Below are 15,954 nucleotides of genomic sequence, written 5' to 3' on the forward strand. Positions count from 1 at the left end.
AGTCTATATTAATAAGAGCAAACGTCTGAGCAGTAGACAATTTAAGATCATTATTTTTCAACGGGTTTTGCATACATCTCACGCATGACCTTCTTGTCATGTTTGCCTACTGAGGTTTTTGGCAATTCATCCACAAATTTGAACTGATTTGGTACGCCGTATTTAGGGATCATGCCACGCTCAACCGCTTTCTCAGCAATCGCTCTAATATCTTCAGCACTGGTATCTTGGCACGCAGGCTTAAGTACAATTAACGCCAATGGACGCTCACCCCACTGCTTATCGGGAATCCCAATGACAGACACATCACCGACTGCTGGATGAAGGGATAAAATCGTTTCAATCTCAAGCGATGAAATCCACTCACCGCCTGATTTGATCACATCTTTTAAACGATCAGTGATTCTCATATAACCGTCTGGTCGTATGTAGGCGATGTCTTGGGTATGCATATAGCCATTTTCCCACAGCTCTTTACCTGCATCGTCATTTTTTAAATAGCTTTGAGTCAGCCAAGGGGCACGTAATACAAGCTCACCAGTATTGTCCTTACCCACGCCTACCGATTGGTTGTTCTCACCCCATACCTGAGCATCAACCATCAAAACAGGCTTACCTGTCATACAGCGACGAGCAATATCCTCTTCTTCTGTCATCTCAGGTTCATTCAAACTGAACTCTGTCAAACTAATGAGCGGCGCTGTCTCTGACATACCGTAACCTGTATACACCTCGATACCTTGTGCCATAGCAGTTTTTGCCAAGCCTTCTGTCAATCTTGACCCACCAATGATCATCTTAAGACCATTAAAACTGGCATTACGATCCTGCGCTTCTTTGAGTATCATCTGTAAGATCGTCGGTACGCAATGGGTAATACTTACCTTTTCATTAATAATTAAGTCCATTAGAGCATCAGGCGCATAACGCCCCGGATAGACTTGCTTTAGCCCAACCATCGTGGCTGTAAATGGAAAGCCCCATGCATGTACATGAAACATCGGTGTCAGTGGCATGTAAACATCCCCATAGCTGACACCTTGTTTGTTGGGCAGCATACCAAGCGTTGCTGCTTCAGCTAAGCTATGCAATACCAATTGACGATGACTAAAAAACACCCCTTTTGGATCTCCTGTCGTACCTGAGGTATAAAAGGTGGTTGCGATGGTGTTTTCATCAAAATCTGGAAAATCAAAATCACTATCAGCGGCGTCTATTAATGATTCATACTCACCTATAACTCGATTTTGGTTGCCGCCAAAAACCCCTTCAAACGTTACCCCATTATCATCTAACCAAATAATATGCTCAATGCTAGAATTTTCGAACTGATAATCTTTGACTAATGGTGCAAACTCAGAATTGAGCAGCAATACCTTGGGCTTAGCATGATTGATGGTATAGAGGACTTTTTCTGGTGATAGACGTATGTTAACCGTCTGCAAGATATACTGTGACATAGGCACAGCAAAGTAGGACTCAAGGTAGCGGTGACTGTCCCAATCCATGACAGCGATTACGTCACCTGCATCAAGATTCAGCCCAGCCAATACATTGGCTAAACGGTTGATACGACTAAATAAGTCTTTATAAGTAAAGTGCTTTTTGTCTGCATAAATAATTTCTTGCTCTTGCGATACCGTTTTGGCGCGGTTTAATAGTTGTTTTACCAATAATGGATAATCATAGGCAGACGGTGCACTCTGGTAAATATTTGACATAAATCTGACTTCCTTGTTGGTCATATGTATAAATTATTATAAGTATAAATCCGAACAGCAATACAACGATCATTGTTTTAAAAAGCAAGTCTTTTTTGACAATAGCTGCTTGAACTATCAATAAAATTAATCGTATCTCTATCGATAATAAGAAAAAATCAGCGTTATGTAAAGCAACCTTGAGTAAGTATCACAAAGCCAATGTAGAACGGGCCAGTTCCTATTAAGGTAGGCATTTAAGGAGCAGGTGACTTGGTTTTGATCATACCAAAACTTGCCATAAGCAATGCCAACACTTGCACGAACAGAAGCAGACATACCGTGAGTGACCACTGCCCTCGTGCATAAACCAGACCGCCCAGCCAAGCACCTAACGTTCCGCCCGCGTAGTATCCCATATAATATAGGCCCGATGCTAATGAGCGTCCCTTTTTGACATTGACAGCGATGTAGCTAATAGTCGCTGACTGCGTGATAAATACCCCCGACGACATCACAGCCAGCCCTATAATGATACCCCACAAAGGCGTAACAAGCGTCAACAACACGCCAGCCATCGACACCAGAACAGCAACTCTGACTGTCCTTGCTGAACCAAACCGCCTGAGTAGCTTGGTTGACAACGGTGTGATAATCACGCCTATCAGATATACCGCAAAGATGTTGGCAAGCGCGCCCGTGCTCAACTCATAAGGTGATTTGGCAAGATGCAGATTGATAAAAGTAAAACACCCTACAAGAGAAAATAAGACACAAGCACCCAGCAAGCAGGCAGTCACAACATAGCGATTGGTCACATGCTCGCCTAATGTCTGTATGGCTGAGCGAAAGTTTGGATTGGCCACAAAATGATGAGACGATGGCAACATCTTAATAACCCACAAGGCACCTATCAGCGTCATACCAGCCATCACATAATAGCCATAGCGCCAGCCGATCATCTCGTGCAAGTGCCCAAGTAAAAACCGGCCCATAAAGCCACCAAGCACTGATCCTGACACATAAAATGACATCAACTCTGTCAGAGCCCGTCCCTCAAACTCCTCACCAATATAAGCAATAGTCACAACTGTGATACCTGGTACGGACAAGCCTTGCAAAAAACGCCACATGCCCATCCAACCGATACTAGGACTTTGCGCAATCAAAGCCGTCGGTATGGCTAAAAATAATAACGCACCGACGATAAATGATTTGCGCCCTACCGCATCAGAGAGCATACCCAAAAACGGTGACATAATAGCAATCGCTAGCACCGTCGCGCCGACCACCATTCCTGCCTGTACTTCACTTGCTGACAAATCCATCATCAATACCGGCAAAATAGCCTGAATAGAATAAACTTGTAAAAAAGCAAACATCCCAATCAGACCAATCGTCAATTTTAAGACCCACGAGGGCGAATTAAATGGTAGCTGACTGGCAGGTATGGTAGGTGTTTTTTTATTCATTGCATCAATCTTTTGGTTTGGCTGACTGTGATCTTTCACATGGTTTTGTATATGATTATTCAAAATAGGGCTGACTGTATTAGACGCTTTTTAGCAAAGGCTAGAGAGACGTGAGTAATAGAAATGAGACAATAAGAGCGAGACTTGTATCCATCGTACAGTGGCAAAGTCCAGCTAATTTTGACTATCATAGCGAATAATAAGCGCAAGGTTCAGTATATCGTTCGTTTTGTTTTTACACATCTACATTGTTTCTATCTTTTTTATTACAGACATTGCGTCTTTAAAAAATCATACTCGTAGAGTCTTAAACACTCTCAGCAGTGTTCATAGCTACAATTTCGTAACCATAATATTTATAACGACAATAATGAATAATTTGAGAAACCCAGTATCGAGGAACCAGTTTTATGACCGATGAAATTTATGATTTAGGCCAAGGATTTTGGAGCATACGAGGATCCTTTATCAAAAACGGCATAATGGACATCGGGGTGCAATCTGCTCTGATAAAACTGGCCTCAGGAAGATTTATTTTTTTGGACAGTTATACGCTAACGGGTGAAGTTCGACAGCAAGTCATGGCACTGACCAACGATGGACGAGATGTTGAGGCGGTGTTAAACGTTCATCCGTTTCATACTGTCTACTGCGCGCAAATGGCTAAAGACTTTCCGCAAGCCATCTTTTATGGCAGTAGTCGTCATCATAAGCAAGTATCAGGTGTGAGCTGGTCTGAGGATTTGGTCGAAAGCGATGCTGTGACAACACGCTATACCGAACTTGAATTCTCACTTCCTAAAGGCATCTATTACATTTCGCCTAATGAAAACATCCATGCAAGCTCTTTATTGGTCTATCATCCCGCCAGCCAAAGTGTTTATATTAATGACACCTTCGAGATTCCACCTTCTAAATTGTTTCATGCGGTACAACCGAGTTTGGGTTTACATCCCACAACCAAGCAAGCGCTAATCAATGAAGCTACGGCAAGCGAGCAATATTGCGATTGGGCAACGAACCTTGCGCACGCATGGCGTGACGCTCGATACTTTTGCGGTGCACACTCGGGTCTGGTGGAGTTTGGCGAAGGTAGATTTGAATCAGCACTGCTGTCTGCTATTAACGCGGCTCGTTCTGAGCTTCAATCACGATAGATCATAAAATAACACTTAAGGTAAGAACGATATTTATTGTCTATTGAGACTTACTCATACTTTAAGCAACTCTTTTCAAACATTACCTAAGAAGAAACAACAATGTCAGACAAAATATACGATTTAGATGCAGGATTTTGGAATATACGTGGATCGTTTCGCGTTGGTGGTATCTTAAATATTGGCGCTCAATGCTCACTTATTCAATTAGCATCAGGGCACTTTATCTTTTTAGACAGTTATGCGCTCACTGGTGACGTTCGAGATGAGGTCATGGCACTGACTGATAACGGTCAAAAAGTGGAAGCGGTGCTCAATTTACATCCCTTTCATACGGTGCACTGTGCACAAATGGCAAAGGATTTTCCGCAAGCCATCTTTTATGGCAGTAGTCGTCATCATACAAAAGTACCTGAAGTCCAATGGGCCGAAGATTTGGTCGAAAGTGAGGCAGTGGCTCAGCGCTACCCCGAACTTGAATTCTCGATAGTAAGAGGTATTGATTATATCTCGTCCAATGAGATGATTCATGTAGGTTCTTTATTGGCTTACCACCCTGCCAGCAAAAGCTTGCATGTCGATGACACTTTTATAAGTCCACCAATCAAAGCCTTAGAAGCTATATTGCCTGAATTAATGCTGCATCCTACGACCAAACAAGCGTTAAAAGACAAACCAAACGCTGGTCAGCAGTATTGCGATTGGGCGACTAATTTGGCCCATGAGTGGCAAGATGTTCGTCATTTTTGCGCCGCACATTCACATTTGGTGACCTTTCATAAGGGCGAGTTTAAAAAAGCTTTATTAAAGGCTATCAATAAAGCACGTCCAAAGTTAGAAAATATTTAGTTAGCAATCTGTTTTGAATGTGTAGAAATATATAAAAGGGTTGCCAATATGGTTGCCCTATTTTATAAAATAGCTGTCTTGTATTCATGGCATGGTAAATTGACTACACCTCACCTTGCCATTTACGAATAAACTCGCCATTTGGATCATATTGCTGGGTCTGTTTGTTGAGATTAAATTGTCTGCATCCTCTCGGATCAGCGCCAACCCCAGCCAAGTACTGCCAATTACCCCAATTGCTGGCGACATCATAATCGATCAGCTGTTGTTCAAAGTAAATCGCACCATAACGCCAGTCTAAACCCAGCTCATGAACCAAACAGCTAGCCACTAACTGTCTACCGCGGTTCGACATGTATCCTGTACTTTTTAACTGATTCATACACGCATTGACGATAGGATATTGCGTGGTTCCATTTTTCCACTGCGCCAAACGCTTGTGATCAAACTGGGTCGGTGGTAAGTGTTGCGCAATGCCTTTAAACCAAAACAGCTTTTGTTGATGGGCAATAGCATACCAATAAAAATACTCACGCCACAGCAGCTCAAACCATATCCAATAAGTAGACTCATTCGCAATGATATCGCGCTCATAACGACGCAGACGATTCAGTACCATGTTTACAGACAGTGAGCCGTTGGCTAACCATGCCGAAAGCTTGGTAGAATGTGTCCAGTCATCAAGCGCATTTCGCGTGGTTTTGTAAATACTCGGCGCATCGGAATCAAAATAAGCATCTAGATGCTCTAAACCGCTCTTCTCTCCTCCTTTCCAATCAGGTGGTTGCTGTGATGGCTCATTGAACGCTTGTGCTGCAAAAAAGTATTCGTGGCTGTCTCGCAAATTTTCAGGCATTGGCGGCAAGGACTTGGGCGTTGGACAATTCACAATATCTTCTTTTGCCTGCAATAAATCATAATTTGATTCAGTTTTTTTGCGAAAGGCGGTAAAGCTTTTGGGCAATTCATCGAGTGGTAATTTATCAAACAACGTGGCAGTGGTTTGTACATGCCAGCATACTTGTGGGTTTTGCTCCTGCAAGCATTTGTAGACTTGGTTTTGGTTATAATCTGCTGTTTGACTGACACAGATGTCTGTGACACTTTGCTGCTGAATAAGCTCATTCAACTGGGTAAACGTGTCTGATGTCGCCACGTTGTTTTGCAAATACAGCAATTTATTGCCAAGTTGCATGAGTGACGCATCTAAAGCTGCCAAACTCTCAGACAAAAATCGCTGGCGCGCCTGACCCATAGTGTCATAGTGATAAACCTGCTGGCTGACTTTTTTGTCCAATGTATCGGTCAATGATGGTGCATAAACGAGCAATAACTGTCCGTTACTGGACAGATTAGCCGCTTTTGATAACGTGGCATTGTCTGTAACTCGCAGGTCATTATGAAATAAAACCAGCGTAATATTTGACGTCAATGACTGATTTGGCATGTGTTAAGCCTCTTAGTATTTAGATATGATGAATAAATCACAATCCTTCATTTTCAACAGTATTTTTAAAGCTTCAAAATATCATATACTGTCAATGTCATGTTTGATATTCGAATACGGTGTGCTCAAAATATTAATTGGGTAAGACCCAGAATTTTAAAAACCACTTATGTGCATTGACTCTCATGAGCATGACTGCTTAAATAGTTAACCCCTAGGAGAATATGGTATGACTGAAAAAAATGCCTCAGACGAAAAACGTCAGCTTATCAACCGCTTCTTGATCATACTGACAAAAGAGCAACCGCAAATGTATTATGCCTCGACCTCCGAAATTGCTCGTAGTCTCTATAAAATGATTAAAGAGCATACCAATCGCTTATCTGTAGAGGAGCAAGCGCTGGTTAGACGAATGAGCATGGAAGAAATTGAGGGCTTGCTTGGTTTCCATGCTAGGTAATAATTTTCCCCATAAAAAAAGACCGCTACTAAGGCGGTCTTTTTTGTGTCTGGCTTGATGCTTAGCAGAGTCATCCGTTATTAAAATGCATAATCACGTGGTTTGTGCTGCATTGATATCCAATGCGTTCGAGTAAACTCTTCTAGTACCCACTCACCATTGAAGCGACCAATACCTGAGTTCTTTTCACCACCAAATGGTACATTGCTTTCATCATTTACTGAAATATCATTGATATGAGTCATACCTGCTCTGATACCACGGGCAAAACGCAATCCTTTTTGCATGTCTGTGGTAAAGACGGCACTAGACAAGCCATACATTGAGTCATTGGCTATCGACAACGCATCCTCTTCATCTTTGGCACGAATGATACCGACCAATGGTCCAAACACTTCGTTGCATGACAAGTCCATCTCGCGCGTTACTTCTGTGAATATATGTGGCGGTACCACTTGACCCTTAATCTCACCACTCAATAACATCGTAGCCCCCTCTTCTTGAGCTTTAGCAATTTTATCTGTGAGTGACTTGACTTGTTTTTCATTAATAATTGGACCGACTGCCGTGTTCTGTTTGCTAGGATCGCCAACATTCAGTGTCTTTACATGAGCCAAAAAGCGCTCTACAAACTCGTCATAAATGTCGTCTTCTACGATAATACGGTTAATAGCGATACAGATTTGACCTTGATGCAAGAATTTACCAAAAGTGGCAGCTTTGACTGCTTGCTCAATATCGGCATCTTTTAGGACAACAAATGGACTATTGCCACCCAGCTCAAGCGCCACTTGCTTGATATAGTCGCCGCCGCTTGCCAGCTCGCCAATGTGTTTACCGACTGAGGTAGAACCTGTGAATGAGACAAAGCTTGGAATATCATGCGTAACAATAGCATCACCAATTTCACTACCCGCGCCAACCACAACATTCAGCAGCCCTTTAGGCAGACCCGCCTCTTCAAATATTTTTGCCAATAATAAACCGCCTGTAATGGGTGTATCACTTGCAGGCTTTAATACCACAGCATTACCAAGGGCCAACGCTGGTGCGATAGAGCGCTGTGTCAGATGCAATGGGAAATTCCACGGGCTAATCACAGCCACCACCCCAATTGGCTCACGATAAATAAAGTTTTCTTTACCTGCTGTATTAGAAGGGCGAATCTCACCATGTACACGGCTTGGAAAACTGGCCGCTTCAAGCGTAATGGCTCGTGCACTACTGAACTCTACCATGGCTTTAATACGAGTGCTGCCCGATTCTTTAATGAGCCAATCGACGATCTCGTCTTGGCGCTGATCAAAGATACTGACGACTTTATACAGAACAGCAGCACGCTCAGCTGGGGTTGTTTGCGCCCACTCTTTTTGAGCCAGAGTGGCGGCTTGATAGGCTTCATCAAGCTGCTCGCTTGTCGCTTGCTGGATTTCTACTAGCGTGTCACCATTATAGGGATTGGTATTGGTGTTGACACTATCGTCTTGTCCGCTTTGCCATTCGCCTGCGATATATTGCAAATGAAAATCTTGATAGACATTAAGTTGGGTATTATTGGTATCAGTTGACATAATTTATCCTAGGTATTTTATAGTTGTGGTTGTCATATTGAGTAACATCTAGCAACGTTCTTTAAAACATATACTTGATAGACGACTGGTCTAATGCTACCATAAACTTAATGAGAATGAGCATATTTGGTCATTAAGTCTTGTTGAAAAAACGTAACTTCACAACATAACCTTCGATAAAAACAAGTGAAGCGTACTTCCCTATTTAACCTCGTTTAACTTTTACTGATGACACTTATCCATTCATACCACTTATTTAATCTTAGGAGCACATGACTATTATGTCTGTTAACTCGACGAATACCCCGCCAGACACCAAAACCCATTTATTAGATATAGGCTATCAACTTATTGCTAAAAAAGGATTTACCGCTGTTGGTATCAAGCAGATACTAGACACAGCAGGCATTCCTAAAGGCTCGTTCTATCATTACTTTGCCTCAAAGGAGACTTTTGGTGAAGCCATTATTAGTAATTACTTTGTGCATTATAAAGAGCGCTTAGATACCATCGCAGATCAAGATGTTAGCGCTCAGCAGAAGCTATACAACTATTTTCAGAACTGGTATGACACTCAGCAAAACGGCTGTGATCATGGAAAATGCTTGGTCGTTAAGCTCAGTGCTGAGGTAGCAGACATGTCTGAGTCTATGCGTCTCGCCCTAAATGCTGGTTATCAACAAATCATCAATTGGCTGGCCGAACAGATCAAAGCTGGATGGGCTGATAACTCAGTCCCCCATTTTGATAATGTGGCTGCTGAGAGTATGGCCAAACGCTGGTATTTTGCTTGGTTAGGTGCCAGCCTAATTGCTAAAACCAGTCAGACCAACACCCCACTCGCAGAAGTTTGGCAGATGACGACCACACAAATGGGCCGTTGATTCTGTCATTTTAGACCACGTCTATAGGAATATCCTTTGGCAGAAGATTTGCATTATTAGAGAGTTTTGTAAATTTACTAGACGACCGGTCTAATTAATGTACAATGGCCGCAGATGCAATAAACGGATTGGCAAATAAGCTACCGTCATCTTTATACAATTTATATTTAATAAATATCTAATAACGTTTAGGAATTTTATGAACAACTTTCAATATTACAATCCCGTCCGTATCGTCTTTGGTGAAGGTCAAATCACCCAGTTATCAGAATTAGTGCCTACAGATGCACGTGTACTAATCACTTATGGTGGTGGTTCAGCGCAGCGTACTGGTACGCTGGATGAAGTAAAAGAAGCTTTGGCAGCAAGTGGGTCACGTGATGTGTTTGAGTTTGGTGGTATCGAAGCCAACCCAGAATTTACGACACTACTAAAAGCAGCAGACATGGTGAATGAGCATAACATCGACTTTATCTTGGCAGTCGGTGGCGGTTCAGTACTTGACGGTAGTAAGTTTGTTGCCTTGGTTGCCTCTTTAACTGAAGAAGACGGCACCGTTTCACGCGAGCAAGCGTGGGATGCCTTAATCAGCTATTGCAAAAATCTTGATTCTGCTATTGATCTGGGCGCGGTTTTGACGATACCAGCGACTGGCTCTGAAATGAACTCAGGTGGCGTTATCAACTATAGTGAACGCCAAGCAAAACTGCCATTTGGCAATCCACTGGCCTTTCCTAAATTTTCGATTTTAGACCCTATCAAGACATTGACCCTACCTGAGCGTCAAGTCATGAACGGTGTTGCTGATGCTTTTGTTCATGTAATGGAGCAATACTTAACGTATCCAGTGAACGCTAAGGTTCAAGACGCATTTGCTGAGAGCTTACTTAAAATTCTTATTGCAGAAGGTTTGGTGGTGAAGCAGGAGCCAAATAACCTAGAGACTCGTAAGAACATCATGTGGACAGCTACGATGGCACTGAACGGCCTCATCGGTACAGGTGTTCCACAAGATTGGACAACCCATATGATTGGTCACGAACTGACCTCATTGCATAGCATTGATCATGCTCGTACCTTGACCATCGTGCTGCCATCCGTCATGCGTGAGCTTAAAGAAAGCAAAAAAGAAAAGCTGCTTCAGTATGCCCGTAACGTATGGGACATTACCGATACAGATCAAAATGATGACACTATCATTGAGACGGCCATCGTTTATACCGAAAACTTCTTCCGCGATCTTGGTTTACCAGTCAGCTTAGAAGATGTTGATTTAACAGAAGAAGCAATCGACCCAATCGTCAAACAGCTTGAAGCGCATAAAATGGTCAAACTGGGTGAGCATGGCAAGAATGACCTAGATGTCTCACGCCGTATTTTGCAACGTGCGGTTACTAGTAAAGCGTCTTAATTAGAAATACCATAATAATAAAAATATATCTTTTTGATTTTAAAGTAACTACTCAGCACTGAGTGGTTACTCCTTTAACAACGAACACTAATATTTATAAATAAAAAAAGGATTATTAAAATGAGCTTTGATAAGCAACAAAACCAAAATACAAATCGTCAAATCAAACTTGCCAGCCGCCCCCAAGGTGAGCCAAAGGCTGAAAACTTTGACCTAGTGACTAGCGATATTCCCTCGCCCAACGACAATGAGATGCTATTACGCACCGTTTATTTATCATTAGATCCGTATATGCGTGGACGTATGAGCGATGCAAAAAGCTATGCAGATCCCTTAGCAGTGGGTGATGTCATCATGGGTGGAACGGTTGCCCAAGTCGTTGAATCTAATATAGATAAATTCGCTGTCGGTGACTTGGTGGTCTCAAACTCAGGCTGGCAAGATTATAGCGTTAGCAATGGCGAAGGTGTCCTAAAGCTTGATAAAGATATGAAAAACCCCTCTTATGGCTTAGGCGTATTAGGTATGCCAGGGTTTACGGGTTATATGGGTTTGACTGATATCGGTAAACCACAAAAAGGCGAAACGTTGGTGGTTGCAGCCGCTACTGGTCCAGTTGGCGCTACTGTCGGGCAAGTGGGTAAACAATACGGCACGCGTACAGTGGGTGTCGCTGGCGGTAAAGAAAAGTGTGATTTCGCAGTTAATGAGCTTGGTTTTGATATCTGTATCGACCACAAAGCCGATGATTTTGCTGAGCAACTAAAAGCGGCGTGTCCAGATGGTATCGATATCTACTACGAAAATGTCGGCGGTCATGTGTTTGATGCCGTAATGCCCCTCTTGAATGCCCATGCTCGTATTCCAGTCTGTGGTCTAGTCGCTCAATACAATGCGACGGACTTGCCTGAAGGTAAAGATCGTTTGAGCATGTTGACAGGACTTATCCTGAGTCGTCGCTTAACGATTAAAGGGTTTATTATTTTTGAAGAATATGGAGATCACTACCCTGAATTCTTAGAAACCATGAGCAAATGGGTAGAATCAGGTGATGTCAAAACCAAAGAGTATATCGCTGAAGGCTTAGACCATGCACCTGATGCTTTCGTCCGCATGCTAAACGGTGACAACTTTGGCAAAACAGTGGTTAAAGTCGCTGAAGTCAACTAATAGTCTTTTATTAGTTAACATTAGATGAATAGTAATAACCACTTAACAACATAGTTTACTCATATTGCTACTGCAAACTGTCTACGTTGCATGAATACTATTAATGATAAATAGATAAGCAATGACAAATAGACAAGTAACTGGATAACGATTCATTCAATAACTAAGTGCTAATCATTATACCTTTAAACAGTATAGCAATTAGTGCTTGGTTAACTATGAACCTCGATCAAACATCAATAATAACTAAGGATACTTATGAACATTTTAATGGTACTAACTTCACATGATCGTCTGGGTGACACAGGTAAGAAAACGGGTTTTTGGTTAGAAGAATTTGCCGCCCCTTACTACGCTTTTATTGACGCTGGTGTGAACGTAACGCTAGCCTCTCCTGCAGGTGGTCAGCCACCACTTGATCCTAGTAGCGATACAGCGGATGCACAGACAAAAGATACCAAACGTTTTAAAGAAGACGCAAAAGCACAAGAACATCTTGCCAATACTGAAAAACTTGCTGATATGAAAGCAGAAGATTTTGATTCTGTCTTTTATCCAGGCGGCCATGGCCCATTATGGGATTTAGCCGTCGATAAAAACTCCATCAATTTGATTGAAACGTTTGTGACGCAAGACAAGCCAGTGGCTTTTGTTTGCCACTCTCCTGCTGCCCTAAAAAATGTCAAGATTGATGGTGAGTATCTGGTTAAAGGCAAAACAGTCACTGGGTTTTCTAACTCAGAAGAAGAAGCCGTTAGTCTGACAGATGTCGTACCCTTCTTAGTAGAAGATGCATTAAAAGACAATGGCGGTCACTATGAAAAAGCTGCGGATTGGGAATCATTTGTTGTCGAAGATGGCTTGCTGATTACAGGGCAAAACCCAGCGTCATCAGAAGAAGCAGCCAAACGATTGATGGCCAAATTGAAGGGCTAAAATAAGGCTCTAAGGTGAACATAATAAACCACACAAAAAGGCCACTACCATGATTCGCTTACATCATCTCAATCAATCACGCTCGTTACGCATCCTATGGCTTCTAGAAGAGCTTGGCGTGTCTTATACGGTCATTAGTCATCAACGCGATGCTAAAACCCATTTGGCACCAGAGAGTCTAAAAGCGGTACATCCACTTGGTAAGTCTCCGGTTATTGAAATGGATGGCCAACTTTATACTGAGTCAGGGGCTATTACTGAGCTATTAATTGAACGATTTGCGCCAGAGCATTTGCGTCCTTCTATAGATAGTACAGATTATGGGACTTATTTGCAGTGGATTCATTTTGCCGAAAGCTCGCTTATGTTGCCGTTATTACTTGAACTATTTACCAAAAAGGCAGGTATTAACGATAATGAGTTTTTGGATGATTATATTGCCGAAGAGAAACACAAGCTGCTGAGCTATTTGAATGATGAAGTGGCTGATAAGGCCTTTATTGTTGGCAATAGATTAAGTGGGGCTGACTTTATGTTGTCTTTTGACTTGATTATGCTTGCCAAGCGCGAGATGTTAGAAGACTACCCGTCTATAAAACAATACGCCTTACAACTGACTAGCCTTGATAGCTATCAGCGTACCATGCGTTTGGAAGCAAATTATGATGAGTCGATCTAACAGACTGTTTTAACGCCATTACTTAATTTTTATGACATAAAAACAGCTCTGTAAAGAGCTGTTTTTATTTTTGATTCAACTGTATGTCCATTATCTATAAATGGGCGTACGGTAATATTTGAACATAAGTTAAAAACAGCATAGCGCGTTACGTGTATATGACAAACGCCTGATAGAAGTTATGATAAAATCTTGCCCGCTATTTTTAAGTTATATTTTTGTCTTATATATTGAATATTGTCGATCCACTATAAAATAAATACAGTGCGACTGGGATGAATTTTTCGCAGTCTCTGTAATAGCAGCACGTAAGAAAAATTTATACCTGTAGCACGGCACGCTGTAATGTCTGTGTTCTTTTTATTCAGGATCAACTATAGCGTGTATCTCAATTAATACCCATCCAATAGGTACAGTTTTTGTCTGGGCGCTGCCCCATGTCATTTACTCGCTTACAAACATCGTCGTACGCTCATGAATACTGAATATCAATTTAAGCCGCATGAACAACCATTGATGGTTGGCTCTCCAGCCAATCCTGACCATCCTGCACGCCGTAAATTATTCTATCTACTTATTGGAATTTTTATTGGTCTGACTGCCAGCTTTCAGAACGGTTTATTGGTGGCGAACTTGACGCAAATCCAAGGGGAAATGGGTCTAACGCCGGTCGAAGGTGGTTGGATATCTGTCAGTTATAATATGACCAATGCTTGTATCACTGTCTTGTTATATAAAATTCGCCAGCAGTTTGGCATGTCGCTCTTTAGCAAAATCACCCTATTTTTTCTATTAGCGGCCACAAGCTTACAGTGGTTCGTCAACAGTCACTTCTTGGATGCGATTAACATCCAAATTGATGCTTATTATCTAGAGATTATTGCTAGAGGGTTGAGTGGTATGGTGGCTAGTGGTATGACCATCCTAGGTTTATTCTATTGTTTGCAAGGCATGCCTACGGTCAAACGTACCAGTGGTTTGATATTGGGTTTTGGCTTGGTGCAATTTGGTATCCCATTATCACGAATTATCTCGCCCTATCTCGCTATCGACGGTCAGCTTGAAAACTTATTCTTATTTCAATTTGGTTTGGCATTGATCTGTTTTGGGTTAATTAATATTTTAGAATTGCCACCTGGTAATACCGAAAAAGTCTTCGAAAAACTCGATTTTTTAAGCTTTGCTTTTTTTGCCAGTGGTCTTGCTGCGTTGGCTGTATTCTTAGTACAGGGCCGCATTCAGTGGTGGACAACGCCTTGGCTAATTTATTCACTCATTATTGCCGCTGTCAATATTAGCATAGCACTGTGGATTGAAACGCATCGCAAAAACCCTATGTTGCAAGTTCGCTGGATGCGTAGTCGCAACATCATTGCTTTTATGATTACTGGTGCTGTGATGCGTATTTTGCTGTCTGAGCAGAATGTCGGCGCGGCAGGATTGCTTGCCAGTCTTGGTTACGGTAACGATCAGTTGATTACGTTTTATGCGGTCATACTATCCGCCAGTGCCTTGGCATTAATCATTAGTATTTTTAGCACTGATGCGATGGATTTACGCCGTCCCGTTATCTTTGCAGTGGCATTAATTGCTATAGGGTCCTGGATGGATACAAGTGTGTCTATTAATTCAGCGCCTTATATGTTTTATCTTAGTCAGTCTTTGATTGCATTTGCGGCTATATACTTCATGGGACCGCTGGTTTTTGAAGGGTTTTTACGTGCTATCGCTAGTGGCCCTGCCTATATTATTAGTTTTTCTGTGATTTTCGGTATTTCACAAACGGTCGGCGGGCTTGCAGGTGCTGCCGCTATTCAAGCCTTCACAACGATTCGTACGCAAGCGCATTATGCAGATATGGTCGGCTCACTTAATTTGGGTGACCCGGCTTTGATGGGACAAGTCGCTGGTGCCAGTCGTACTTTATCGAGTCAAATAACAGATGCCACCCAAGTCAACGTAGCAGCCATGAGCCAAGTCTTACAGAGTATACAAAAACAGGCGACTGTCGCGGCATACAATGACCTATTCTTTTTGATGGCAAGCATTGCTACTATCACTACCATTATTCTATTGATAAATTATTTCTATTATCGCTATCATAAACGTAACCCACTGGCCAAAGAACTGGCGGTGATTGCCAAAATGCGTGAAAACAAATGACCCAATCTATTCACTCTACAGCACTAAAAACTTGTAAGCCTATGTTTAATAAAAT

General features: G+C 42.1%; 13 protein-coding genes. 9 read left to right on the forward strand and 4 right to left on the reverse strand.

From position 1 onward, the window contains the following. Positions 1–50: 50 nt before the first annotated feature. Both A3K91_RS07695 and A3K91_RS07700 read right to left on the reverse strand, forming a co-directional pair. On the reverse strand, positions 51–1,721 hold the full coding sequence (locus A3K91_RS07695; protein WP_062844735.1) for a fatty acid--CoA ligase: 1,671 nt from the start codon (positions 1,719–1,721) through the stop codon (positions 51–53). 236 nt (positions 1,722–1,957) lie between these two features. Then, entirely contained in the window at positions 1,958–3,172 is a 1,215-nt protein-coding gene (locus tag A3K91_RS07700; RefSeq protein WP_062845935.1) for an MFS transporter, read from the reverse strand. Between the two features lie 410 nt (positions 3,173–3,582). On the opposite strand from A3K91_RS07700, the gene A3K91_RS07705 reads away from it, so the two are divergent. Further along, on the forward strand, positions 3,583–4,329 hold the full coding sequence (locus A3K91_RS07705) for a hypothetical protein (protein WP_062844736.1): 747 nt from the start codon (positions 3,583–3,585) through the stop codon (positions 4,327–4,329). Between the two features lie 102 nt (positions 4,330–4,431). Further along, a complete protein-coding gene (locus tag A3K91_RS07710; RefSeq protein ID WP_062844737.1) occupies positions 4,432–5,178 on the forward strand; it encodes a hypothetical protein in 747 nt (248 codons plus the stop codon). A 103-nt stretch (positions 5,179–5,281) separates the two neighbouring features. On the opposite strand, the gene A3K91_RS07715 is transcribed toward A3K91_RS07710, so the two are convergent. Beyond that, complete coding sequence (locus A3K91_RS07715; protein ID WP_062844738.1) at positions 5,282–6,625, reverse strand: DASH family cryptochrome; 1,344 nt, start codon at positions 6,623–6,625, stop codon at positions 5,282–5,284. Positions 6,626–6,854: 229 nt separating this feature from the next. Between A3K91_RS07715 and A3K91_RS07720 the strand changes: the two genes are divergently transcribed. Continuing rightward, on the forward strand, positions 6,855–7,085 hold the full coding sequence (locus A3K91_RS07720) for a hypothetical protein (protein WP_062844739.1): 231 nt from the start codon (positions 6,855–6,857) through the stop codon (positions 7,083–7,085). Positions 7,086–7,165: 80 nt separating this feature from the next. On the opposite strand, the gene A3K91_RS07725 is transcribed toward A3K91_RS07720, so the two are convergent. Beyond that, on the reverse strand, positions 7,166–8,656 hold the full coding sequence (locus tag A3K91_RS07725) for an aldehyde dehydrogenase family protein (RefSeq protein ID WP_062844740.1): 1,491 nt from the start codon (positions 8,654–8,656) through the stop codon (positions 7,166–7,168). Between the two features lie 272 nt (positions 8,657–8,928). Here A3K91_RS07725 and A3K91_RS07730 point away from each other — a divergent pair, with 272 nt between their 5' ends. The 6 genes from A3K91_RS07730 (at position 8,929) to A3K91_RS07755 (ending at position 15,899) form a co-directional block, all read left to right on the forward strand. After that, positions 8,929–9,540, forward strand: coding sequence for a TetR/AcrR family transcriptional regulator (locus tag A3K91_RS07730; protein WP_228139836.1), 612 nt, complete (start codon positions 8,929–8,931; stop codon positions 9,538–9,540). Positions 9,541–9,739: 199 nt separating this feature from the next. Next, positions 9,740–10,951 carry an iron-containing alcohol dehydrogenase gene (locus A3K91_RS07735; RefSeq protein ID WP_062844741.1) on the forward strand — a complete coding sequence of 404 codons (1,212 nt, stop codon included), beginning with the start codon at positions 9,740–9,742 and terminating at the stop codon, positions 10,949–10,951. Between the two features lie 120 nt (positions 10,952–11,071). Beyond that, complete coding sequence (locus A3K91_RS07740; protein WP_062844742.1) at positions 11,072–12,121, forward strand: NADP-dependent oxidoreductase; 1,050 nt, start codon at positions 11,072–11,074, stop codon at positions 12,119–12,121. 258 nt (positions 12,122–12,379) lie between these two features. Further along, positions 12,380–13,057: a type 1 glutamine amidotransferase domain-containing protein gene (locus tag A3K91_RS07745; RefSeq protein WP_062844743.1), complete on the forward strand. Its 678-nt coding sequence runs from the start codon at positions 12,380–12,382 to the stop codon at positions 13,055–13,057. Positions 13,058–13,106: 49 nt separating this feature from the next. Next, positions 13,107–13,736 carry a glutathione S-transferase family protein gene (locus tag A3K91_RS07750; protein ID WP_062844744.1) on the forward strand — a complete coding sequence of 210 codons (630 nt, stop codon included), beginning with the start codon at positions 13,107–13,109 and terminating at the stop codon, positions 13,734–13,736. 474 nt (positions 13,737–14,210) lie between these two features. Beyond that, on the forward strand, positions 14,211–15,899 hold the full coding sequence (locus tag A3K91_RS07755; RefSeq protein WP_062844745.1) for an MFS transporter: 1,689 nt from the start codon (positions 14,211–14,213) through the stop codon (positions 15,897–15,899). Positions 15,900–15,954 lie beyond the last annotated feature (55 nt).

It is taken from the genome of Psychrobacter alimentarius (assembly GCF_001606025.1).
GTDB lineage: Bacteria > Pseudomonadota > Gammaproteobacteria > Pseudomonadales > Moraxellaceae > Psychrobacter > Psychrobacter alimentarius.

Bases quoted from the DNA above. Each gene is read 5' to 3' on its own strand.
- A3K91_RS07695 (WP_062844735.1), bottom strand. From the start codon at position 1,721: ATGTCAAATATTTACCAGAGTGCACCGTCTGCCTATGATTATCCATTA.
- A3K91_RS07700 (WP_062845935.1), bottom strand. From the start codon at position 3,172: ATGAATAAAAAAACACCTACCATACCTGCCAGTCAGCTACCATTTAAT.
- A3K91_RS07705 (WP_062844736.1), top strand. From the start codon at position 3,583: ATGACCGATGAAATTTATGATTTAGGCCAAGGATTTTGGAGCATACGA.
- A3K91_RS07710 (WP_062844737.1), top strand. From the start codon at position 4,432: ATGTCAGACAAAATATACGATTTAGATGCAGGATTTTGGAATATACGT.
- A3K91_RS07715 (WP_062844738.1), bottom strand. From the start codon at position 6,625: ATGCCAAATCAGTCATTGACGTCAAATATTACGCTGGTTTTATTTCAT.
- A3K91_RS07720 (WP_062844739.1), top strand. From the start codon at position 6,855: ATGACTGAAAAAAATGCCTCAGACGAAAAACGTCAGCTTATCAACCGC.
- A3K91_RS07725 (WP_062844740.1), bottom strand. From the start codon at position 8,656: ATGTCAACTGATACCAATAATACCCAACTTAATGTCTATCAAGATTTT.
- A3K91_RS07730 (WP_228139836.1), top strand. From the start codon at position 8,929: ATGACTATTATGTCTGTTAACTCGACGAATACCCCGCCAGACACCAAA.
- A3K91_RS07735 (WP_062844741.1), top strand. From the start codon at position 9,740: ATGAACAACTTTCAATATTACAATCCCGTCCGTATCGTCTTTGGTGAA.
- A3K91_RS07740 (WP_062844742.1), top strand. From the start codon at position 11,072: ATGAGCTTTGATAAGCAACAAAACCAAAATACAAATCGTCAAATCAAA.
- A3K91_RS07745 (WP_062844743.1), top strand. From the start codon at position 12,380: ATGAACATTTTAATGGTACTAACTTCACATGATCGTCTGGGTGACACA.
- A3K91_RS07750 (WP_062844744.1), top strand. From the start codon at position 13,107: ATGATTCGCTTACATCATCTCAATCAATCACGCTCGTTACGCATCCTA.
- A3K91_RS07755 (WP_062844745.1), top strand. From the start codon at position 14,211: ATGAATACTGAATATCAATTTAAGCCGCATGAACAACCATTGATGGTT.